The following is a 20,384-nucleotide window of genomic DNA, read 5'->3' as shown; positions in this document are numbered from 1 at the left end:
TTTGGGACGCAGAGCGTTCCTTGCTGCATTCCAACGAGGAGCGTGGGAACGATCAACAAAAAATGCCGCTCAACGAGCGGCATTTTTATTGGTACAACAAACAGCTATTTACGCAGATCAAACCGATCCAGATTCATCACCTTCGTCCATGCCTTGACGAAATCGTTGACGAACTGCGCCTTCGCGTCGGAACTGGCGTACACCTCGGCCAACGCGCGCAATTGCGCATTCGAGCCGAACACCAGATCCACCCGAGTCGCCGTCCACTTTGGCGCCCCGGTCTTGCGGTCACGGCCTTCAAACTCATCGGCATCCCGTGACGTTGGGGTCCACTCCACGCCCATGTCCAGCAGGTGGGTGAAGAAGTCATTGCTCAGCGTTTCGCTTTTATCGGTGAACACGCCATGCCGCGTCTGGCCGACATTGGTGTTCAATACCCGCAAACCACCCAGCAGCACGGTCATTTCCGGTGCCGTGAGCGTCAGCAACTGCGCCTTGTCGATCAGCAACGTTTCCGCCGCAACCGTGTATTTACCCTTGCTGTAATTGCGGAAACCATCGGCAATCGGTTCGAGGAAGCCGAACGATTCGACATCGGTCTGCTCCTGCGAAGCATCGACGCGGCCCGGTGAAAACGGCACCGACACCGAATGCCCGGCGTTTTGCGCGGCTTTTTCCACCCCGGCATTACCGGCCAGGACGATCAGGTCCGCCAGCGAGATCTTCTTGCCATTGGCAGCAGAACCGTTGAACTCGTTCTGAATACCTTCCAGTGTGCTCAGCACCTTGTCCAATTGCTCGGGCTGGTTGGCCTGCCAGAACTTCTGCGGGGCCAGACGCAAGCGTCCGCCGTTGGCGCCACCGCGCTTGTCCGAACCGCGGAAGGTCGATGCTGCAGCCCACGCGGTCGAGACCAGTTGCGACACTGACAACCCTGAAGCCAGCACCTTGTTTTTCAGCGCCGTGGCGTCGCTGTCATCGATCAGCGGGTGCGTCACGTCGGGCAGCGGGTCTTGCCAGAGCAACTCCTCTTGCGGCATTTCCGGGCCGAGGTAGCGGGAGAGCGGACCCATGTCACGATGGATCAGCTTGTACCAGGCGCGGGCGAACGCGTCGGCGAGCTGATCGGGATTGGCCAGAAAGCGCCGCGAGATTTGTTCGTAAGCAGGATCGAAGCGCAACGCCAGGTCGGAGGTGAGCATGGTCGGCGAGAGCTTCTTGTTCGGATCGTGAGCGTGGGGAACGGCGCCTGCACCCGCGCCGTTTTTCGGTTGCCATTGATTGGCGCCCGCCGGGCTTTTGGTCAGCTCCCACTCGAAGCCGAACAGGTTTTCCAGATAGTTGTTGCTCCACTGCGTTGGTGTGGTGGTCCAGGTCACTTCCAGACCACTGGTGATGGTGTCGGCGCCTTTACCGGTGCCGAAGGCGTTTTTCCAGCCCAGACCCTGTTGCTCCAGACCGGCCGCTTCCGGCTCTGGGCCGACATTGTCGGCCGGGCCGGCGCCGTGGGTCTTGCCGAACGCGTGGCCGCCGGCGATCAGCGCCACGGTTTCTTCGTCGTTCATGGCCATGCGGCCGAAGGTTTCGCGGATGTCCTTGGCCGAGGCCACCGGGTCCGGGTTGCCTTCCGGGCCTTCCGGGTTGACGTAGATCAGGCCCATCTGCACGGCGGCGAGGGGATTTTCCAGATTGCGTTCGCCCTGATCGGTGCGGCTTTCTTCACGGCCATGCAGATCGGGCTCAGCCACCAGCGTGCCGTCGCCGGGCTCTTGCACCGGGCCATTGCTCTTGCCGTAACGGTTGTCGCCGCCCAGCCACTCGGTTTCCGAACCCCAGTACACGTCTTCATCCGGTTCCCAGACATCGGCGCGGCCCCCGGAAAAACCGAAGGTCTTGAAGCCCATGGATTCCAGCGCGACGTTGCCGGTGAGCACGATCAGGTCGGCCCAGGAGATGTTGCGTCCGTATTTCTGCTTGATCGGCCACAGCAGGCGGCGGGCCTTGTCGAGGCTGACGTTGTCCGGCCAGCTGTTGAGCGGGGCGAAGCGTTGCTGTCCGGAGCCGGCGCCGCCACGGCCGTCGGCGGTGCGATAGGTCCCGGCGCTGTGCCAGGCCATGCGCACGAACAGCGGGCCGTAATGGCCGAAGTCGGCTGGCCACCAGTCCTGAGAATCAGTCATCAGTGCTTTGATGTCTTGTTTCAGCGCCTGGAAGTCGAGGCTTTTGAAGGCTTTGGCGTAGTCGAAGTCCTGGCCCAGCGGATCGGACTTGGGGGAATGCTGGCTGAGGATTTTCAGATTGAGTTGATTCGGCCACCAGTCACGGTTCGTCGTACCGCCGCCGGCGGCGTGGTTGAACGGGCATTTCGATTCGTTTGCCATGTTCGTATCCCTATCAGGTCTGCGGCCGGCTCGTGCCGACTTCGGACTGGTAAGGCTAGACCCGAGTTGGCAAGTCGGCTAATAGCCCGACTATTGGATACCGATAGGCAAACTCTTTCACCGTCCCATGTAGGAGCCGCCGAAGGCTGCGATCTTTTGATCTTGCTGTTCGATGAAAAATCAAAGGCAAAAGATCGCAGCCTCCGGCAGCGCCTACAGGGGTTAGCTGGATTGCGCGGTTTCGTCATCAGGAACGTCATCAAGGATGTCTTCCTGGCCGGGCAATTCGGTGATGACGCTGAAGTCGCTGACCTCGACCGCGCCATTGCCATACCCCAGCAAATGAAACGAGAACGCCTTGCGCGGCTGGGGGTTTTCAAAGCTGAAGTCCAACTCCAGTGGCTGGTCCGCCGTGGCGACCATTTCCGTAGGCAGGCCCAGTTGCACGTCCTGTTCGAATTGCTTGGCCTTGAGCTGAATGTACGCCGCCTGCTGCGGATCGACCGAGCGAACGGTCAGGCGTACGCGGGTGTGCGAGCCTTTGGGCATTTCCAGGTATTGCGCGCCGATCAGGTTGTCGGCCCAGTCATCCTTGATCTGCGCTTGCAGAGGGATGATGTTGTTGCTGCCGAACTGGTAGCGATGATTAAGCGGTGTGCGCAGCAAGGACAGGTCCAGCGCATCGGCGCGCGCGGCGATCTGCCGGGCCGGATGGCCGCTGTAGGTGCCTTTGTAAGTGGCGCTTTCGGCGATGAAACCGGTGCTTTGGTAGTAGCGGCAGCGGCGCGGCAGGTCGCATTCGGAGAAGATGCCCTGGCCGTCGTGGTAGCGCAGCTTGCCGTTGGTGAACGACATGATTTCTCGCCCGGAATCGTAGTCGCGAAACAGCGAGCGGCCGCTCAGCGCAGACGGCACCGGCAGGTCAAAATAGTCGAGGATCGAGGTGCTCAGATCGACGTGACCATAGACCCCGGCATTCAGGCGCGGCAGTTGCGCCTGCTCCGGTGCCAGCGTCAGGTTGAAACCCCACGAGGAGGCCAGCCGCACGCCGTCGATGCCGTGGGATTCATCCGAGGTGATCACCACCAACGTGTCGTTGAGAACGCCCTGGCGCTCCAGCCCCGAAAGAAATTCATCCAGCGCATCGTCGAGATAACCCACAGCAGCCTGCTTCGGCGTTTCATAACGCTGCAGATAATCGTCCGGTGCCGAGTAGGGCTGATGGGTGCCGACCGTCAGCAGCGTTAGCATCCACGGCTGTTTTTGCTTCTTCAGTTGGCCGACGTAATCCAGCGCACCTTCGAAAAACGCCTTGTCATCCTTGCCCCAGGGGAATTCCAGGTAGTTGCTGTTGCTGAACCATTCCAGACCATGGGTCGCATCGAAACCGATGTGCGGCATGATCTTGTCTTTGGCCATGAAGCGCAGGCCTGCGCCCTGCAAATAATGAGTGCTGAAGCCGTGCTCGCGCAATTGTGCCGGCAGGCAGGCCTGATTGCGTTCGTTGAGGGTGAGCATTTCCACGCCTTTGGGCGTGCCATTGTTGAGCTTGTCGTAGTCACCGCACAGCATGGCATACAGACCGCGAATGGTCTGATGGGTGTGCAGCACGTAATCCGGGGTGTTCATGCCGCGCTCGGCCCAGCGGCTGAGGTTGGGCATCAGGTCTTCCTGATAATGACTGCCGATCGCTTCGCGGTTGGCGCGGATGTAGGCGCCGGGAATGCCTTCCAAAGCGATGATCAATACGTTGCGCGCCTGCCCCGGCGCGGCGAGCAGCTTCTGGCCGTTGAGATCGACGTCGGTGAGCCCGGCCATCGCCGGTGTGGGTTCTTCAACGTCGCCGTCGAGCCATTCCTCGGCCTGGATCTGCAGGTCGGCGACTTCACTGGCGAGCAACTGATGCGGCAGGTTGTACAGGCGCCAGGCGTCGCCGTCATTCGGCCACAGGTTTTGCGCGCCCCAATGGGCGGCGAACAAAACAATAGGCGCGGCCCAGACCGAGCGAGGCAGAGCAGGGCGAGACAAGCCGCGACCAACAAGCTGAGTCAGCAGCCAGAAAACCAGGGCACCCAGCAAAGCCATGGCCAGGGCAGGGTGCGCAAGTCCGCCGCCAGTGGAATTCTCGACGAACTGCGGGTCGATCAGGTAGTGAATATCCGAAGGCGTCGGCAGGCGGCCGACGGCGCTGACCAATTCTGCCGTGGCGATCGCCAGCAGCGCCCAAAACACCACCACCGGCAAGGTCAGCCACCATGCGCGGCGATGCAGCGTTACCACCAGCAAACTGCCCACGGCCAGATCCGACAAAAAGCCCAGCGGTGTCGACCAGCCCAACGCTGCACGCAGGCACACCGGTACGATCAATACCAGAACGATGAGAGAAAAAAGGCGGGCGTTCGGCCGCCGCAGCCAGTTGAAAAGAGCGCTCACAAAAAAGGCCTGCTTGTCATCAAAGGGTCAAAAAAGTGTGGGTAATGATACCAAGGGCAGGAAGGCTGATCGGCTATTAAAACCTGCGGCTGGCGATCGCTGAAATTTCGCGCGCCCATAGCGGACGGGGTTTCGAGCCTTAAAGCCGTTTTTCAGAAGCGGCAGTTTTTTGTTTCAGACTGTTGTAGGTCCATCCACTGCTCCTGAGTTTCAGCAGCAGACGCTAAATCGTGGAGTGCTATCGATATGCGATAAAGATATTTAATTTCTATTTTTTATAGCTATAAAGTCAGGCCTTTCAGCCCACCCCCATGCTGCGAGGTTGTCATGGCCACACCGTTCAAACGTTCTGCGCTGACTCTGTTGGCCGCAACTCTGGCAGCGGGCGCGCTGTTCAGTAGCGGCGCCCGGGCCGAGGGCAAAATCAGCATTGCCCAGCAATTCGGCATTGGTTACCTGATTCTCGACGTCGTGCGCGATCAACAATTGATCGAGAAACACGGCAAGGCCCAAGGCCTGGAGATCACGGTCGACTGGAACAGCATTTCCGGCGCCACGGCGATGAACGAGGCGCTGCTCACCGGTGCGCTGGACGTCGTCTCGGCCGGCGTGCCGCCGATGCTCACCGTGTGGGATCGCACCAAGGGCAAGCAGAACGTCAAAGCCATCGCCGCGCTGGGGTCGATGCCCAATTACCTGCTGACCAACAACCCGAACATCAAAACCCTCAAGGACTTCAGCGACAAGGACCGTATCGCCGTGCCGGCCGCAGGTGTAGGCTTCCAGTCGCGTACCCTGCAGATAGAAACCGCCAGGGAGTTCGGTGATGACCAGTTCAAGAAGTTCGATAACATTTCGGTCAGCCTGCCGCACCCTGACGCCACCGCTGCGCTGATTGCCGGCGGCTCGGAAATCAACTCGCATTTCTCCAGCCCACCCTTCCAGTACCAGGCGCTGCAAAACCCCAACGTGCATAAAGTGCTGAGCTCCTACGACATCCTCGGCGGCCCGGCGACGTTCAACGTGCTCTACACCACGGAAAAATTCCACGACGAAAACCCGAAAACCTACAAAGCTTTCTATGACGCACTGGCCGAAGCCGAGAACATCATCAAAGCCGACAAACCCGCCGCCGCCCAGGCCTACATTCGTGTAGAGCAATCGAAACTGCCGCTGGCTCTGGTCGAGCAAATCGTCAAAGACCCGGAAATCGACTTCACCGTCGTACCGCAACGCACGTTCATCTATGCCGAGAAATTGCAGGAACTGGGCGTGTTGAAAAACAAAGCGGCGAGCTGGAAGGATTACTTCTTTGAAGAAGCGCATGGTGGTGCGGGGAGTTGAGGGGAGGGGAGTGCGGCAGGCTCCTGTGGTCTGCCGCTAATACTCGTCAGTGGCAGCGCTCACAGCGAGTCGGAAATGGACGTTTCCCCATCCTCGAAAATGCTTTCAATCGGCAACCCGAACGCTCGCGCGATCTGGAAGGCCAGCGGCAGGCTTGGGTCATAGCGTTCATTTTCGATGGCATTGATGGTCTGACGGGAGACCTTCAAGCGCTGCGCCAGATCGACCTGTGACCACTTGCGCTCGGCGCGCAGCGCCTTGAGGTGATTTTTCATTGATAGCGACGTCGGGCGATTTGCAGACCGAGGATCCACATTGCGCCCATCACCGGCCATACGCAGGTCCACGGGATGTGCGGGGCGCCGATATTTTCGAGAAAGCCATAGCTGAACGTCAGCAACGCGGAAGCGGCGAACGCAAAGCCCAGCGCTTCAAACTGGATGCGCAGGTGCATCTCATCCAGGCGCCGCAGGTTGCGCACGATAGCCCAGCACATCAATCCGGCGGGGATCATCGGCGCCAGCGCGACGGCTGAACGCAACAGCAGATGGGCGTCCAGCAAATGTTGGCTGGCAACCACCGAGGCGATCAGCACGAGTGTGTACAGCGTCAATGCGGCGCCCATTTCGAGGTAATAGCGATTCATGTTTAACTCCATGTAAAAGACCCTTTACATCCTCGTCGAAATCTTTGCTTATGTAAAGCAAGCTTTCCATTCGGTCAGAGCATCGCTTCCATAAAAAACGGGGCGGCCCGATCATCGATCAAGCCGCCCCGCTTATCTGTCAGGCGAACAGTCTTTCAGTCAGCGATCAATGCATCTTGCTGTGATCGTGGCCGCCCATGTTGGTCAGCGCGCGGACCGGTGCTTTGACTTCGATGGTTTCTTTCTCGCCCTTGGCGTTTTCCACGGTCAGGGTCAGCGGCACGCTGTCGCCTTCCTTCAACTGACCGGTCAGGCCCATCAGCATGACGTGGTAGCCGTTCGGATCGAAGCTCACGGCTTTGCCGGCAGGCAACTCAACCGACTTCACCGGGCCCATGGTCATCACATCGTTCTTCATGCTCATTTCATGAATCTGAACGTCCTTGGCCACTGGCGAGGCAACGCTGAGCAGTTTGCTGTCGCTGTCGGCAGTGACGGTCATGAACGCGCCGCTGGCGGACTGGGTCGGCACGGTGGCACGGGCCCAGGCATCGTCGACTTTGGTCTGCGCCGAGGCCTGAAAGGCCAGGCCGAGCAGGGACAGTGCACATACGGTGCGTTTGAGGTGATTCAGAACGGGATGCATCAGCAGACCTCCATAACAGTAAGCAAATCTTCCGTGCACTCTTGGGCTGTCAGCGAAGTGGACAGGCCCAGGCGCAACTCACCACGCGAGTCGTAGACGTAGCTGGTGGACGTATGGGAGATGGTGTAGGTGTCGCCGGCCGGGACTTTCTCGTAGAACACGTCGAATTCCTTGGCGGTGGCCTTGGTTTCCTCAAGCGTGCCGTACAGCGCGACGAAGCTCGGGTCGAAGGCTTTGACGTAGGCGTCGAGGATCTGCGGCGTGTCGCGTTCCGGGTCGAGGGTGATGAACACCACTTGCAAACGATCGCCGTCGCGGCCCATCAGTTTCTTGATCTGCGCGGCGCGCGCCAGGGTGGTGGGGCAAACGGCCGGGCACTGGGTGAAGCCGAAGAAGATCATCGGCATCATTCCGCGAAAGCTCGACAGCGACATGGTTTCGCCTTCGGGGTTCTTCAGCTTGAAGGTGCGTCCGAGGATCTTGTCGCTCAGATCCTTGCCGTACTTGTACGACAGTTGGCCACGGGTATCGCAACCGGCGAGCAGGCCGAGCCCGAGCACGCCCATTCCCGCAAGTACCTTGCGGCGAGTCAACAAAGCCGTCATCTAATACCGCCTTTTGCAGCCCGCCAGTCGGCAGGACTGGCGGGGGGTTAACCGTAAAAGCGCCGCATGATAGCAAACTGAGGCTGATCGCCGGCTGCCGATCGCCGCGCGGTGCCGGATCGGACGACAAAAGGTGTAAGAAGAAATGACGAATAAGCCATGCGTTCGCCGCGACCAAACTTGATTTAAATAGTATGACGATTGGAGGCGGGCGCAGAAACACGTACTCTTGCCGCTGCGCTGCAAAGACCAAAACAACAACAGGAGTCTGTAATGCAACCGATTCGTCTCGGCCTGGTGGGCTACGGCAAGATCGCCCAGGATCAACACGTTCCCGCCATCCTCGCCAACCCGGCGTTCCAGTTGGTGGCGGTCGCTACCCAAGGCAAACCTTGCGCCGGGGTGGAGAACTTCCAGTCGCTGGGCGAACTGCTCGAAAACGGCCCGAGCGTCGATGCCATTGCTTTCTGCACGCCGCCACAAGGGCGCTTCGCACTGGTGCAACAGGCGTTGGCGGCCGGCAAGCACGTGCTGGTGGAAAAACCGCCCTGTGCGACATTGGGCGAGGCCATGGCCCTGGTCGATCAAGTCGCCGATCAAGGCGTCAGCGCTTTGTTCGCCTGGCATTCACGCTACGCACCGGGCATCGCCGCCGCCCGCGACTGGCTTGCCAGCCGCACCCTGCAAAGCGTGCAGATCGACTGGAAGGAAGACGTACGCAAGTGGCATCCGGGTCAGGCATGGATCTGGCAACCGGGCGGCCTCGGCGTCTTCGACCCGGGCATCAACGCACTGTCGATCGTCACCCACCTGCTGGCGCTGCCGCTGTTTGTCGAAGCCGCCGCACTGCGCGTGCCGAGCAACTGCCAGGCGCCGATTGCCGCCTCGATCAAAATGTCTGACCCGCATCAGTTGGACGTACGCGCCGAGTTCGATTTCGACCATGGCCACGACGAACTGTGGAGCATCGAAATTCGCTGCGTCGAAGGCGTCCTGCGCCTGGACAACGGCGGCGCCGTGCTGAGTATCGACGGCGTGCGCCAAAGTGTGTCGGAGGAGGGCGAGTACGCAGCGGTCTACCGCCACTTCCAGCAATTGATCAGCGACAAGGCCAGCGACCTGGATCTGCAGCCGTTGCGCCTGGTGGCGGACAGTTTCTTTGTCGGCAGCCGGACGTTGGTTGAGCCGTTTTACGATTGAGTGAATTTCAGCTTGAGTCGTCATAGCGCGTAAGCAGGTCTGCGTCGCGCAGGCCGCCAGACAAATAAAGCCTGCTTTTAACAGCAGGCTTCTTGGTCACTTTATTGGCTGCGTTCTGTAGGTTTCATACAGTTGCTGAATGTCGGGATTGTCCAGATTCGCGTAGACGATTCCTTCCTTGTCCAAACCGTCCAACCCTTTGATACCGCCAATCACTTCGGGCCATTCCTCACGGCTTGAGATATCTACGACGTGGGGCTTCAGATAGTCGTCCAGGTGGCCTCTGGAAGGATCGCGGATCTCGTCGCTGAGCGCCCGTAAATACGCATCTTTGTTGGTCTTCGACCAATCGATGGCGAACTTGGCTCGATAGCACAGTTCCATGTGAACGAGCAGGATGGTCCGCCCATTACCATCCAGAAACGGATGAGCGAAAGCCAATTGGCCCATCACCTCGCCGGGGCGCTCGCGGAAGCGTTTTTTGTTCGCAGCGAGCTCCAGCGCATATTCGACGGATCTTTTGATCAGCTCAGGTCGCTCGAAAGGTGTGTGATGCGGATCTTCTTTTGATCCTTTGAAAACCGCGAGGTGGGGAACAAGCTCATTCCTGTCTTTGCCTGACCATGGGTAGAAACCGGCAAACAGGATTTCATGAGTTTTGAGTATCGCTTGATAGTCGATGGATGTCTTTTTTGCCAGATGAGCAAGGGCGTCTTCGATACTGGCTTCGAAAGAGAGATGTTCCGATTCCTTTACTTCAACCGGGTCTTTCAGCTTGAGCGAGTTGAAAGGTAGCCTTCAGTTTCGAAATCGCCGAAGGGGTCGAACGTCATGCGCTGAGCTGCTTTTTCGAACGCCTTTTTTCCTGAAGGTAACGTCCTTGCAAGGCCATGATTTCTGCCTTGTTCAACACACCCTTTCGCTTCAGATTAACCAGCAACTGCTCAACATTATCCAGCTCGACGGCATCACCAGCCAGTTGCGTTATCGTTGCCGCCATGCGGCTCAGGCCGTCACGCTCGGCGCCAATGCGGTGTTTTTCTGCAAGCTTGCATACTTCGCTCGCGACGCTGTCAGTGGCTGATTCGCTCATTGTTAACCCCTCGTTTTCTCTGTCGGAGCATAGCATGGCGCCGTTCCGCCGGATTAGCCGTCTAGCATTTCGACTCTTGGCATTGTCCTCTTTGAGTTGACGGTGAAACGCTTTTCAGCCGATTTATCCCTTTGCTGTGCGTCAGTAATCTGTACCCAACTTGAACGCAACAACAAAACTCCAAACTTGAAAAGGGACGCACACCATGACCACTCCAACCTACAACCGCCTGAACAAAGACGACGCTATCGTGCTGCTGGTTGACCACCAGACCGGTCTGATCTCGCTGGTGCAGGACTTCTCGCCGAACGAGTTCAAGAACAACGTGCTGGCGCTGGCGGATCTGGCCAAGTTCTTCGACCTGCCAACCATCCTCACCACCAGCTTCGAACAAGGCCCGAACGGCCCGCTGGTGCCGGAGCTGAAAGAGATGTTCCCGGACGCACCGTACATCGCTCGCCCAGGTCAGATCAACGCTTGGGACAACGAAGATTTCGTCAAGGCAATCAAGGCTACCGGGCGCAAGCAGATCATCATTGCCGGTGTGGTAACGGATGTGTGTGTAGCGTTCCCGACCCTGTCGGCGCTGGCGGAAGGTTTTGATGTGTTCGTGGTGACTGACGCGTCCGGCACCTTCAACACCACCGTGCAGCAAGCCGCGTGGAGCCGCATGACTCAGGCCGGCGCGCAGATGATGAACTGGTTCTCGGTGGCCTGTGAGCTGCACCGCGACTGGCGCAACGACATCGAAGGCCTGGGCAATCTGTTGTCGCAGCGCATTCCCAACTACCGCAACCTGATGAACAGCTACTCGGCGCTGACGCAGCAGAAGTAAGCGTTAAATCCAAAGCGAAAGCCTGCCTCGAAAGCAGGCTTTTTGCGTTTTCTACAGAACGCCGTTCGTCCATTGTCGGGCACTTGTCACGCAAGGGCATTTCACACGTTCAGGTACCTATCGCTGAACACCTCGGAGAACGACATGGACATTGATGAAAACGCACCGGGCAACCAGTCGCAACAAGCCGTGACGCGCACCACCGACAACGAGACCGGGCACGATCCCAAGCGCGAAAACCCCGAGGTGCCTTTGCCGCCGGACGATGAGGCGCCTGTAGAAGAAGACATGTCGGATGTGGATGCGGCCAATTCGGTTTCGACGGAGCATCCGCCGTCACGCTGAGTGAGCGATTTAATCGATGCCTCCCACTCTGGAATTAGAGTGAGAGGCTCTCCCGCGCACCCTGATGCAGTTCAGTAACCGACATTGTGAAAACCAGTTTCGCTCGCCCATGGTTGGCATACCCATGCGCCACATCGGTCCGCGCCACCGCCGAACACCCAGGCCCGACAATCAGCTCGGCATCGCCAACGTGCAAATGCAACGTGCCTTTCTCGACATGAAACAACTCGGTGGTGCCGTTCGGGTGACCGGCTGAAGAAAATGACTCGCCGGGAAACAATTCCCAGCGCCACAACTCGAGCATGTTCGGGCCGCCGGTGCCGGCCAGCAGGCGCGCCGATCCGCCCAGTTCACCGGTCCATAGCGTGGGGATGTCATCACTGTCGATCAGATGCGCCGCCGGAGTGTCGGCGACATTGACGAAGTCCGCCACGGACAAGCCCAGCGCTGCGGCGATTTTGCACAATGTCGCGATGCTTGGGTTGGCCGAGCCCTTCTCGATCTCGACCACCATGCCTTTGCTCACGCCCGAGCGCCTGGACAGTTCATCCAGGGTGATGCCCTGTTGTTTGCGCGCCTGTTTGAGCGTGCGCGACACCGCCGCGCTGACGGTCTCGACGTCGGCGCCGGCTTCGGTCGATATATTGACTTTCTTGGTCATTGATCGCTAGCATCGTTTGAAATTCGGGTATGAGGGGGATTCTGGGATGCTGTCTGTCGTGCCGTCAATCGATCCGGCTGTTGCGCAACTCGCGCCGGGCTTCAGAGCGCTGAGTATTGTCGTGCAAGCGGCGCCGATTACTCAGGCATACGTGGCCGGTGAAGCACTGGCCAAAGCCTGCCAGATCGTCGCCAACGGTGGCCCGGCATGGGCGCCCGCGCACTTGCAGGCCTGGGCGGACGTGTTTCGCCAGTTCGGTGCCAAGCCGCAGCGCACGCCGTGCTCGGCCGAGGCTCTGCGCAAACGGATGTTGCGCGACGGCGAGTTGCCGAGCATCGATCCGGTGGTTGATCTGTACAACGCCATCAGCCTCGAGTACGCGATTCCGGTCGGCGGGGAGAATGCGCAAGCCTACATAGGCTCACCGCGTCTGGTCATCGCCGATGGCAGCGAACCGTTCGACACGATGAAAGAAGGTCTGCCCGCGCATGAGTTTCCGGACGCCGGCGAAGTGGTCTGGCGCGATGACCAAGGCGTGACCTGCCGGCGCTGGAACTGGCGCCAAGGCGTGCGAACCCGCCTCGATGCGCAAGCGCAGCACATGTGGTTCATCCTCGAAAGCCTGCCGGCGATGCCGCTGGAAGCGCTGACCGAGGCCGGCGACAAGCTCATCGAAGGCCTGCAGCAAATGATGCCCGGCGCCGAGATCGAAAGCATGTTGATCGGGCCGGGAGCGCGTTAGGTTGGATATGAGTGCCAGCCCGTTTCGTCAGCGGCACCGCGATTCCTTGTGGGAGCCTGCTCGAGAAGGCGGCGGCACATTCAACATCATATTCGCCTGAGCCAGCGCTTTCGCGAGCAGGCTCGCTCCCACAATGTTCCGTGTTGACCATTGATTTGGTGGTGCCACAAAAACCCTGTGGGAGCGGGCTTGCCCGCGAAGACGGCGGTACATCCAAAATCTTTGCCGGCTGATCCACCGCTTTCGCGAGCAGGCTCGCTCCCACAATGTTCCGTGTTGACCAATGATTTGGTGGTGCCACAAAAAACCTGTGGGAGCGGGCTTGCCCGCGAATGCGGCGGTACATTCAACATCATGTTCGCCTGACCCAGCGCTTTCGCGAGCAGGCTCGCTGCCACAATGTTCCGTGGTGACCAATGATTTGGTGGTGCCACAAAAAAACTGTGGGAGCGGGCTTGCCCGCGAAGGCGGCGGTGCATTCAACATCATGTTCGCCTGACCCAGCATTTTCGCGAGCAGGCTCGCTGCCACAGTGTTCCGTGTTGACCAATGATTTGGTGGTGCTACAACCTCTGTGGGAGCGGGCTTGCCCGCGAAGACGGCGGCACATTCAACCTCTTTGCCGGCTGACCCAGCGCTTTCGCGGGCAGGCTCGATCCCACAATGTTCCGTGTTGACCAATGATTTGGTGGTGCCACAACCCCCTGTGGGAGCGGGCTTGCCCGCGAAGACGGCGGTACATTCAACATCATGTTCGCCTGACCCAGCGCTTTCGCGAGCAGGCTAGCTGCAACAGATTGACTCCGGGTCTCAGTAGGGGCTCGCGGTCGGGCGTACGATCAGTTCGCTGACGTCCACGTCCGCCGGTTGTTCGACGGCATACGCAATCGCGCGGGCGATGGCTTCGGCGGGGATGGCGATCTTGCGGAATGACTTCATCTCTTCGCGGCCGCCTTCGTCGGAAATGCTCTCGGCCAGTTCCGATTCGGTCACGCCCGGTGCGATGACGGTGACGCGGATATCGCCGCCCACCTCCTGACGCAAGCCTTCGGAAATCGCCCGTACGGCGTATTTGGTCGCGCAGTACACCGCCGCAGTCGGGCTGACCGCGTAAGCACCGATCGAGGCGATGTTGATGATCTGCCCGGCGCGCTGGCGCTGCATCAACGGCAGGCTGGCGGCGATGCCGTGGAGTACGCCCCGGATGTTGACGTCGATCATGCGGTTCCACTCATCGACCTTCAGCGCGTCCAGCCGCGACAACGGCATGACCCCGGCGTTGTTGACCAGCACATCGACGCGGCCGTAATGCTCGACGGCAAAATCGACGAAGCGCTGCACATCCTGCTGATCGGTGACGTCCAGTGCGCGGAACTGCGCGTGGCCACCGGCGCTATTGATCTCTTCGGCAATGACTGCCAGACGCTCGGTGCGCCGTGCACCCAACACCACTTTGGCGCCACGTTCGGCGAGCAGGCGTGCGGTGGCTTCGCCGATGCCGCTGCTGGCGCCGGTAATCACGATCACTTTGTCTTGAATGTTCAGCATGATGTCGTCCTCTTCTGTGTGCCCGTGAGTGGGCTTGGAAGAAGATTAAGTGCGGGGGCTCATGGGCTATTAATCGATTCCTCCACGGGATTTGCCCAATTCTGCTGCATCGCTTTTCGACAGATTTCAGGCCCCGCGTGGCGCATCGCGGTAGGCACTTGGGGTGACGCCGACTTCACGGCGGAACACCTGGGAAAAATGGCTGGGGCTGGAATAGCCAACCTCCAGGCCGATGTCGATCACGCTGTGGGCGGTTTCCAGCAACAGATCACGCGCGCGGCTCATGCGCAGGCGGATGAAGTATTGCGAGGGCGATAAACCGGTGGCGCGCTTGAAGGTGCGGCTGAAGTGGTAGTCGCTCAGCCCGGCGATGGCGGCCAAATGACTGAGGCTGAAATCCTCCGCCAGATGCGCATTCATGGCTTCGATCACCCGGCGCAGTTTGTAGGCGGGCAGGGCGTTGTCGCGGCGCGGGTTGCTGTCCGGGTCGAGGTAATGACGCAGCAGATGTATCGCCAACGCCTGAGCCAGGCTGTGCACCAGCAGTGCGCTGGGTTGGCGCTGTTCGGTCAGTTCGATGCGCAGTTGCTCAAGGATGAAGCTGACCTGCTCGTCACGCGCACCGGACACATCGACAAACGTCACTGCACCGGCCTGTTCGCCGAACGCTTCGCGCGCCGCTTGTTCGATCAGGCCCAGACCTAGGTAGAGGTGCATGACTTCGAAGACCTCACAGCCTTCGGTTTGCCAGCGCATTTCATAAGGTTCGCGGGTGTTGGTCAGGAAGAAGTCGCCCGCCGTGACCTGGCTCGCCTGCCATTCTCCGCCCAACGAACGTTCTTCGACCCGGGCAGTGCCGGCCAATACCAGCACCAGCAGCGGTTCGGCCACGCATGGCACGCGGATCGGCTCAAGCAGAGTCTGATGGCGGAACAGCTGCACCACTGCATCCTTGATCTGCGGCCGCGGCGTGGTCGTTTCCGCAATACCGGGCAGATGCTCCGGCATGGCTTCGGCGGCGATGCGCGCGGGCTGGCTGATTGTCGGTGTAGCGGGGCTGGTAGAGGGCACAGGACGCTCCATCAAAAGCTTCGGCTGTGAATGATTTTGCAGGTTAGGGCGGGCGGGCAGGAAATTCCAGCGCAAAACTCCGACAGTCCCGGCAATCGCCCGAAAGCCCGGCGGCGGACAGTGCGCGACAGTGAAGCCGTGTTTACGACCGCGCCATCAGGCGCAACACCGATTCGCTATCGAGGAGTTAAAACCATGACTGATTTCAACCACACCCTGCCACAAGAAGTCGCCGGTAAAGTTGCACTGGTCACTGGCGCGGCCAGTGGCATCGGCAAGGCGATTGCGCTGATGCTGCACGCTCGCGGCGCCAAGGTGATTGCCGAAGACCTCAACCCGGCTGTCGAAGCACTGGCTCGTCCCGATCTGGTGCCGCTGGTGGCGGACATCACCGAGGACGGCGCCGCCGAACGTGCAGTAGGCCTTGCCGTCGAGCAGTTCGGGCGCCTGGATATTCTGGTCAACAACGCCGGGATCATTATCAACAAAGCAGTGATCGACATGAGCCGCGACGACTGGGAAAAGATCCAGGCAGTGAATGCCACGGCCGCCTTCCTGCACTGCCGCGAAGCGGTCAAGGCGATGATCCCGAACAAGTCCGGCGCGATCGTCAATATCGCTTCCTATGCGTCGTACTTTGCCTTTCCGACCATTGCCGCCTACACCGCTTCCAAAGGGGCGCTGGCACAACTGACCCGTACGCTGGCCCTGGAAGTCATCGAGCACGGCATTCGCGTCAATGCCATCGGCGTCGGCGATGTGGTGACTAACATCCTCAATGACGTGGTCGAGGACGGCCCGGGCTTCCTCGCGCAGCACGGCGAAGCGGCGCCAATCGGTCGGGCGGCGCAGCCGGAGGAAATTGCCGAAATCGTCACCTTCCTCGCCTCCGACCGCGCCAGTTTCATGGTCGGCTCGGTGGTCATGGCCGATGGCGGCATGACGGTAACGGCGGGTTGATAGTCGGGTGAGAAGCCAAGGGCGCGTGTGATAACGCGCCCATGGCTTTGCCAGTAACACGAGCACGCAGAATCAGGCAAATCTGCAGCATCTTTGATCTAGTCGCCGCTGGATAAAACTGGCTAATCTTCCTCCGCAGTTGACCCACCTTCGTCTGCTTTCGAGGCCCTTTGCATGGATAACCACGACGCTTCCATCCTCCACGACACGGCGGTGTATCGCGCCGAACTGGTGCGCTTGCTGACTCAACGCTTCGACGCGCCGGGCACTTACGAAACGGCGATTGCGCCGCTGCACGTGATCCGTCTCGATGGCCCGTCCGAGCTGATTCACGTTGTGCACCGGCCGGCGTTGTGCCTGATCGTGCAGGGGCGCAAGGAAGTCGGGCTGGGTGACGAACGCTTCCTCTACGACCCGCTGAATTATCTGGTGGTGTCAGTGACGTTGCCGGTGTCGGGACGGGTGATCGAAGCCTCGCCCGAGGCGCCGTATTTTTGCGTACGGCTGGATTTCGACCCGGCGCAACTGACGCAACTGATTGCCGAATCACCGCTGACCGGCATGCCGCAAGACGCCGGGCGCGGGATGTTTCTCGACAAGATCGACGTGACCCTGCTCGACACCATGCTGCGTCTGGTGCGCCTGCTGGATAATCCGCGCGACATCGGCATGCTCGCGCCGATGGCGTTGCGCGAGCTGTATTACCGCCTGCTGCGCGGCCAGCACGGGCATCTGCTGTATGAAATCGCCGTCAGCGATTCGCAGACCCACCGGGTCACGCGGGCTATCGACTGGCTGAACAAGAATTTCACCGAGCCGCTGCGCATCGACGCGCTGGCGCAGGTGGCCAATCTGAGCAACTCGGCGCTGCATCACCGCTTCAAAGCCGTCACCGCGATGAGTCCGCTGCAATATCAAAAACAGCTGCGCCTGCAAGAGGCGCGGCGGCTGATCATCAATGAAGGGCTGGACGTGTCCAGCGCCTGTTACCGCGTCGGCTACGAAAGCGCTTCGCAGTTCAGCCGTGAATACAACCGCCAGTTCGGCTGCCCGCCGTCCAAGGAACTTAGCCGCCTGCGTCAGACCGGTTGATTACCGCGCGGGTCCTGCCCATTGCTCACGAAACCCCAGCAGAAAATCCACAAACGCCCGCACCCGCTGCGGCACATAGCGGCCGTGCGGGTAGAGCAGGGTGTAGGGGCGCGAACGTCCGGCGTACGGTTGCAGCACTTCAATCAGGCGACCATCGGCGAGTTCTTGCTCGACGATGAAACGGTAAGTCTGAAACAGCCCGGCGCCGTGCTTGGCCAGCGTCACACCGCCGAGCACATCGTCGGAACAGGAATAGCCACCGTCGGAAATCACTTCCAGGTCCCGGCCGTTTTCCTGAAACAGCCAGGAAATCCGCCGCCCGCTGCTGGGCAATTCGAACTGGATGCACTCATGCGCAATGAGATCGTCGAGGGTCTGCGGCGTGCCGGCTCTATGCAGATATTCGGGGGCGGCGACCACCACCAGGGCGGCGTCTTCCAGCAGGCGCGCGATCAGGGTCGAGTCCGGTTGCGCGCGCACGCGTATCGCCAGGTCGTAGCCCTCTTCAACGAAGTCGATATTGCGATTGCCCAAGTGCACGTCGACCGTGACCTCGGGGTACAACGCGCGAAATTTCGGCAGCAGCGGCAGGATGCGGTGATGCCCGTAGGTGGTCGGCAGGCTGATGCGCAGTCGACCCGATGGCGAAGTCTGCGCGCCCATGACTTCCTGCTGCGCTTCGACCAGTTGCGTCAGCGCCTGGCTGCATTGTTCGAAGAAGCTCCGGCCGGCGTCGGTGAGGCGAATGCTGCGCGTGGTGCGGGCAAACAGTCGCGAACCCAGGCGTTGCTCCAGACGCAGAATCGACCGGCTCACCGCAGCGGGCGTGACCCCGGCCAGTTGCGCGGCGGCGGTGAAGCTGCCGGCTTCGGCGGCCAGGCAGAACAGTTCGATACTGCCTAACTGCAAATCTTCAAAATGGCGTTTCATTGTGGCTCGCACCGAGGATCGACGGACGTTCATCCTCTGTGTACCACAACCAACGACGCCGCCGGTATCCACCGGCGGCGTTGCAGGGTTTCGATCAATGGCCGGCGCTCTGGCCACCGTCGACATGCAGGATCTCGCCAGTGACGAAATTTGCGCCGTCGAGGTAGAGGATCGCTTGCACGATGTCGTCGATTTCGCCCATGTGGCCGACCGGGTGCAGGCTGCCCAGCGCCTGATGGGTTTCCTCAGCGTGCATCGGCGTTTTGATGATGCCCGGCGACACGGCGTTGACCCGAATGCCGCGCTTGGCGTACTCGATCGCCAGGGATTTAGTCGCGGCGTTGATGCCGCCCTTGGTCAGCGACGCCAATACCGAAGGCACGCCATCGATTGCATGATCGACCAGGCTGGTAGTGACGCTGACGACGTGGCCGCTGCCGTGTTTTTCCATCTCGGCGATGGCCAGTTGCGAGATGTAGAAGAAGCCACTCATGTTGGTCGCCACGACCTGGGCATAGTCCGCCTGGCTGTAAGCGGTGAACGGCTTGGCCAGAAAGATCCCGGCATTGTTGACCAGCGTATCGACGCGACCGAAGCGGGCAACAGCGGCGCGAATCACGCGCTCGGCGGTTTGCGGATCGGCAATGTCACCGGCGACGGCCAGGACATCCGGGTCGCTCGACTCTTTGATCGAGCGCGAGGTAGCGACCACTTGATGGCCAAGGGCGCGAAAGCCTTCGACCAGACCTGCACCGATGCCTTGCGAGGCGCCGGTGATGACAACTACTTTTTTCGATGTGCTCATGATGATTTCCTCTGTCGCTGGCCCGTCGGGATGGCGGGTGGCTGTTGGAGAGGACTTTAGGAAGTTGCGAGGAGTTGATAAATGGGGGCTGAGGTACATCATTTGTACTGTGGTGTATCTAATCAGAACGACCTGCACGCGTTTTTGTTGGGGGGCAGCTCTCGATTGTCCTGTTCAGGTGGACGGTGAAACGCTTTTCAGCCGATTTATCCCTTTGCTGTGCGTCAGTAATCTGTACCCAACTTGAACGCAACAACAAAACTCAAAACTTGAAAAGGGACGCACACCATGACCACTCCAACCTACAACCGCCTGAACAAAGACGACGCTATCGTGCTGCTGGTTGACCACCAGACCGGTCTGATCTCGCTGGTGCAGGACTTCTCGCCGAACGAGTTCAAGAACAACGTGCTGGCGCTGGCGGATCTGGCCAAGTTCTTCGACCTGCCGACGATCCTCACCACCAGCTTCGAACAAGGCCCGAACGGCCCGCTGGTACCGGAGTTGAAAGAGATGTTCCCGGACGCGCCGTACATCGCTCGCCCTGGCCAGATCAACGCCTGGGACAATGAAGATTTCGTCAAGGCGATCAAGGCCACCGGGCGCAAGCAGATCATCATTGCCGGTGTGGTCACGGATGTGTGTGTCGCGTTCCCGACCCTGTCAGCATTGGCTGAAGGTTTCGATGTGTTCGTAGTCACCGATGCGTCCGGCACCTTCAACACCACCGTGCAGCAAGCCGCGTGGAGCCGCATGACTCAGGCCGGCGCGCAGATGATGAACTGGTTCTCGGTGGCCTGTGAGCTGCACCGCGACTGGCGCAACGACATTGAAGGCCTGGGCAATCTGTTGTCGCAGCGCATTCCTAACTACCGCAACCTGATGAACAGCTACTCGGCGCTGACGCAGCAGAAGTAAGTTCACGACCCACGAAAAAGCCTGCTTTTAACAGCAGGCTTTTTGTTTTTCCGACGGCTGCGGCCAACTTGGTTGCTCTGTAGCTTGACCCACCGCTTTCGCGAGCAGGCTCGCTCCGACAGTTGACCG

20 protein-coding genes and 1 pseudogene are annotated in these 20,384 nt (G+C 59.9%); 8 read left to right on the top strand and 13 right to left on the bottom strand.

Features of this window, described 5'->3' with window-relative positions:
* Positions 1-104: 104 nt before the first annotated feature.
* Both katG and AAEZ10_RS24280 read right to left on the bottom strand, forming a co-directional pair.
* Positions 105-2,381: a catalase/peroxidase HPI gene (gene katG, locus AAEZ10_RS24285; RefSeq protein WP_350571331.1), complete on the bottom strand. Its 2,277-nt coding sequence runs from the start codon at positions 2,379-2,381 to the stop codon at positions 105-107.
* Between the two features lie 222 nt (positions 2,382-2,603).
* Positions 2,604-4,814, bottom strand: coding sequence for an LTA synthase family protein (locus AAEZ10_RS24280; RefSeq protein ID WP_339100089.1), 2,211 nt, complete (start codon positions 4,812-4,814; stop codon positions 2,604-2,606).
* 327 nt (positions 4,815-5,141) lie between these two features.
* Between AAEZ10_RS24280 and AAEZ10_RS24275 the strand changes: the two genes are divergently transcribed.
* Positions 5,142-6,158: an ABC transporter substrate-binding protein gene (locus tag AAEZ10_RS24275; RefSeq protein WP_350571329.1), complete on the top strand. Its 1,017-nt coding sequence runs from the start codon at positions 5,142-5,144 to the stop codon at positions 6,156-6,158.
* A 59-nt stretch (positions 6,159-6,217) separates the two neighbouring features.
* Here the strand turns inward: AAEZ10_RS24275 and AAEZ10_RS24270 are convergent, their stop codons facing one another.
* The 4 genes from AAEZ10_RS24270 to AAEZ10_RS24255 form a co-directional block, all read right to left on the bottom strand.
* Positions 6,218-6,433 carry a helix-turn-helix transcriptional regulator gene (locus AAEZ10_RS24270; RefSeq protein WP_073475280.1) on the bottom strand — a complete coding sequence of 72 codons (216 nt, stop codon included), beginning with the start codon at positions 6,431-6,433 and terminating at the stop codon, positions 6,218-6,220.
* Positions 6,430-6,804, bottom strand: coding sequence for a hypothetical protein (locus tag AAEZ10_RS24265; RefSeq protein ID WP_073475277.1), 375 nt, complete (start codon positions 6,802-6,804; stop codon positions 6,430-6,432). The genes AAEZ10_RS24270 and AAEZ10_RS24265 overlap by 4 nt, the downstream gene beginning before the upstream one ends.
* A gap of 166 nt (positions 6,805-6,970) precedes the next feature.
* A complete protein-coding gene (locus tag AAEZ10_RS24260; RefSeq protein WP_350571326.1) occupies positions 6,971-7,450 on the bottom strand; it encodes a copper chaperone PCu(A)C in 480 nt (159 codons plus the stop codon).
* The gene (locus AAEZ10_RS24255; RefSeq protein ID WP_016774221.1) at positions 7,450-8,055 is read right to left on the bottom strand and encodes an SCO family protein; all 606 of its coding nucleotides are present in this window, start codon (positions 8,053-8,055) and stop codon (positions 7,450-7,452) included. Before AAEZ10_RS24255 ends, AAEZ10_RS24260 begins: the two co-directional genes overlap by 1 nt.
* Positions 8,056-8,328: 273 nt before the next feature.
* Between AAEZ10_RS24255 and AAEZ10_RS24250 the strand changes: the two genes are divergently transcribed.
* Entirely contained in the window at positions 8,329-9,255 is a 927-nt protein-coding gene (locus AAEZ10_RS24250) for a Gfo/Idh/MocA family protein (RefSeq protein WP_350571324.1), read from the top strand.
* Between the two features lie 96 nt (positions 9,256-9,351).
* Here the strand turns inward: AAEZ10_RS24250 and AAEZ10_RS24245 are convergent.
* Positions 9,352-10,088 (bottom strand): annotated as a pseudogene (locus tag AAEZ10_RS24245) (Fic/DOC family protein).
* A complete protein-coding gene (locus AAEZ10_RS24240) occupies positions 10,085-10,348 on the bottom strand; it encodes a hypothetical protein (RefSeq protein WP_016774224.1) in 264 nt (87 codons plus the stop codon). Before AAEZ10_RS24240 ends, AAEZ10_RS24245 begins: the two are co-directional and overlap by 4 nt.
* 205 nt (positions 10,349-10,553) lie before the next feature.
* On the opposite strand from AAEZ10_RS24240, the gene ycaC (AAEZ10_RS24235) reads away from it, so the two are divergent.
* On the top strand, positions 10,554-11,183 hold the full coding sequence (ycaC, locus tag AAEZ10_RS24235) for an isochorismate family cysteine hydrolase YcaC (RefSeq protein WP_016774235.1): 630 nt from the start codon (positions 10,554-10,556) through the stop codon (positions 11,181-11,183).
* Between the two features lie 144 nt (positions 11,184-11,327).
* Positions 11,328-11,528 (top strand): hypothetical protein, encoded by a 201-nt coding sequence (locus tag AAEZ10_RS24230; protein WP_016774226.1) that lies wholly within the window; start codon positions 11,328-11,330, stop codon positions 11,526-11,528.
* Positions 11,529-11,562: 34 nt separating this feature from the next.
* Here AAEZ10_RS24230 and AAEZ10_RS24225 read toward each other — a convergent pair whose 3' ends face one another.
* Positions 11,563-12,189: a helix-turn-helix domain-containing protein gene (locus AAEZ10_RS24225; protein WP_150635678.1), complete on the bottom strand. Its 627-nt coding sequence runs from the start codon at positions 12,187-12,189 to the stop codon at positions 11,563-11,565.
* A gap of 46 nt (positions 12,190-12,235) precedes the next feature.
* Here AAEZ10_RS24225 and AAEZ10_RS24220 point away from each other — a divergent pair, with 46 nt between their 5' ends.
* Complete coding sequence (locus tag AAEZ10_RS24220; RefSeq protein ID WP_350571321.1) at positions 12,236-12,931, top strand: B3/B4 domain-containing protein; 696 nt, start codon at positions 12,236-12,238, stop codon at positions 12,929-12,931.
* Positions 12,932-13,741: 810 nt separating this feature from the next.
* On the opposite strand, the gene AAEZ10_RS24215 is transcribed toward AAEZ10_RS24220, so the two are convergent.
* Positions 13,742-14,479 carry an SDR family oxidoreductase gene (locus AAEZ10_RS24215; RefSeq protein ID WP_071171866.1) on the bottom strand — a complete coding sequence of 246 codons (738 nt, stop codon included), beginning with the start codon at positions 14,477-14,479 and terminating at the stop codon, positions 13,742-13,744.
* 126 nt (positions 14,480-14,605) lie between these two features.
* Positions 14,606-15,487: a helix-turn-helix domain-containing protein gene (locus AAEZ10_RS24210; protein ID WP_350571349.1), complete on the bottom strand. Its 882-nt coding sequence runs from the start codon at positions 15,485-15,487 to the stop codon at positions 14,606-14,608.
* A gap of 258 nt (positions 15,488-15,745) precedes the next feature.
* Here AAEZ10_RS24210 and AAEZ10_RS24205 point away from each other — a divergent pair, with 258 nt between their 5' ends.
* Together AAEZ10_RS24205 and AAEZ10_RS24200 are read left to right on the top strand one after the other, a co-directional pair.
* Complete coding sequence (locus tag AAEZ10_RS24205) at positions 15,746-16,510, top strand: SDR family NAD(P)-dependent oxidoreductase (RefSeq protein WP_056784713.1); 765 nt, start codon at positions 15,746-15,748, stop codon at positions 16,508-16,510.
* Between the two features lie 174 nt (positions 16,511-16,684).
* Positions 16,685-17,602: an AraC family transcriptional regulator gene (locus AAEZ10_RS24200; RefSeq protein ID WP_073475257.1), complete on the top strand. Its 918-nt coding sequence runs from the start codon at positions 16,685-16,687 to the stop codon at positions 17,600-17,602.
* On the opposite strand, the gene AAEZ10_RS24195 is transcribed toward AAEZ10_RS24200, so the two are convergent.
* Together AAEZ10_RS24195 and AAEZ10_RS24190 are read right to left on the bottom strand one after the other, a co-directional pair.
* Entirely contained in the window at positions 17,603-18,532 is a 930-nt protein-coding gene (locus tag AAEZ10_RS24195) for a LysR family transcriptional regulator (protein WP_122699049.1), read from the bottom strand. It lies immediately after the preceding gene.
* 94 nt (positions 18,533-18,626) lie between these two features.
* On the bottom strand, positions 18,627-19,337 hold the full coding sequence (locus tag AAEZ10_RS24190; protein ID WP_339100083.1) for an SDR family NAD(P)-dependent oxidoreductase: 711 nt from the start codon (positions 19,335-19,337) through the stop codon (positions 18,627-18,629).
* Positions 19,338-19,625: 288 nt separating this feature from the next.
* Between AAEZ10_RS24190 and ycaC (AAEZ10_RS24185) the strand changes: the two genes are divergently transcribed.
* Positions 19,626-20,255, top strand: coding sequence for an isochorismate family cysteine hydrolase YcaC (ycaC, locus tag AAEZ10_RS24185; protein ID WP_016774235.1), 630 nt, complete (start codon positions 19,626-19,628; stop codon positions 20,253-20,255).
* Positions 20,256-20,384 lie beyond the last annotated feature (129 nt).

Source organism: Pseudomonas sp. H26/SER47-MNA-CIBAN-0231 (assembly GCF_040310465.1).
GTDB classification, from domain to species: Bacteria; Pseudomonadota; Gammaproteobacteria; order Pseudomonadales; family Pseudomonadaceae; genus Aquipseudomonas; species Aquipseudomonas atacamensis.
Note: the sequence above shows the minus strand (reverse complement) of the source record. Positions and strands in the feature narration are given on the sequence as shown.

Coding starts and splice junctions, on each gene's coding strand:
- katG (WP_350571331.1), bottom strand. CDS start 2,381: ATGGCAAACGAATCGAAATGCCCGTTCAACCACGCCGCCGGCGGCGGT.
- AAEZ10_RS24275 (WP_350571329.1), top strand. CDS start 5,142: ATGGCCACACCGTTCAAACGTTCTGCGCTGACTCTGTTGGCCGCAACT.
- AAEZ10_RS24270 (WP_073475280.1), bottom strand. CDS start 6,433: ATGAAAAATCACCTCAAGGCGCTGCGCGCCGAGCGCAAGTGGTCACAG.
- AAEZ10_RS24265 (WP_073475277.1), bottom strand. CDS start 6,804: ATGAATCGCTATTACCTCGAAATGGGCGCCGCATTGACGCTGTACACA.
- AAEZ10_RS24260 (WP_350571326.1), bottom strand. CDS start 7,450: ATGCATCCCGTTCTGAATCACCTCAAACGCACCGTATGTGCACTGTCC.
- AAEZ10_RS24255 (WP_016774221.1), bottom strand. CDS start 8,055: ATGACGGCTTTGTTGACTCGCCGCAAGGTACTTGCGGGAATGGGCGTG.
- AAEZ10_RS24250 (WP_350571324.1), top strand. CDS start 8,329: ATGCAACCGATTCGTCTCGGCCTGGTGGGCTACGGCAAGATCGCCCAG.
- AAEZ10_RS24240 (WP_016774224.1), bottom strand. CDS start 10,348: ATGAGCGAATCAGCCACTGACAGCGTCGCGAGCGAAGTATGCAAGCTT.
- ycaC (WP_016774235.1), top strand. CDS start 10,554: ATGACCACTCCAACCTACAACCGCCTGAACAAAGACGACGCTATCGTG.
- AAEZ10_RS24230 (WP_016774226.1), top strand. CDS start 11,328: ATGGACATTGATGAAAACGCACCGGGCAACCAGTCGCAACAAGCCGTG.
- AAEZ10_RS24225 (WP_150635678.1), bottom strand. CDS start 12,189: ATGACCAAGAAAGTCAATATATCGACCGAAGCCGGCGCCGACGTCGAG.
- AAEZ10_RS24220 (WP_350571321.1), top strand. CDS start 12,236: ATGCTGTCTGTCGTGCCGTCAATCGATCCGGCTGTTGCGCAACTCGCG.
- AAEZ10_RS24215 (WP_071171866.1), bottom strand. CDS start 14,479: ATGCTGAACATTCAAGACAAAGTGATCGTGATTACCGGCGCCAGCAGC.
- AAEZ10_RS24210 (WP_350571349.1), bottom strand. CDS start 15,487: ATGCCGGAGCATCTGCCCGGTATTGCGGAAACGACCACGCCGCGGCCG.
- AAEZ10_RS24205 (WP_056784713.1), top strand. CDS start 15,746: ATGACTGATTTCAACCACACCCTGCCACAAGAAGTCGCCGGTAAAGTT.
- AAEZ10_RS24200 (WP_073475257.1), top strand. CDS start 16,685: ATGGATAACCACGACGCTTCCATCCTCCACGACACGGCGGTGTATCGC.
- AAEZ10_RS24195 (WP_122699049.1), bottom strand. CDS start 18,532: ATGAAACGCCATTTTGAAGATTTGCAGTTAGGCAGTATCGAACTGTTC.
- AAEZ10_RS24190 (WP_339100083.1), bottom strand. CDS start 19,337: ATGAGCACATCGAAAAAAGTAGTTGTCATCACCGGCGCCTCGCAAGGC.
- ycaC (WP_016774235.1), top strand. CDS start 19,626: ATGACCACTCCAACCTACAACCGCCTGAACAAAGACGACGCTATCGTG.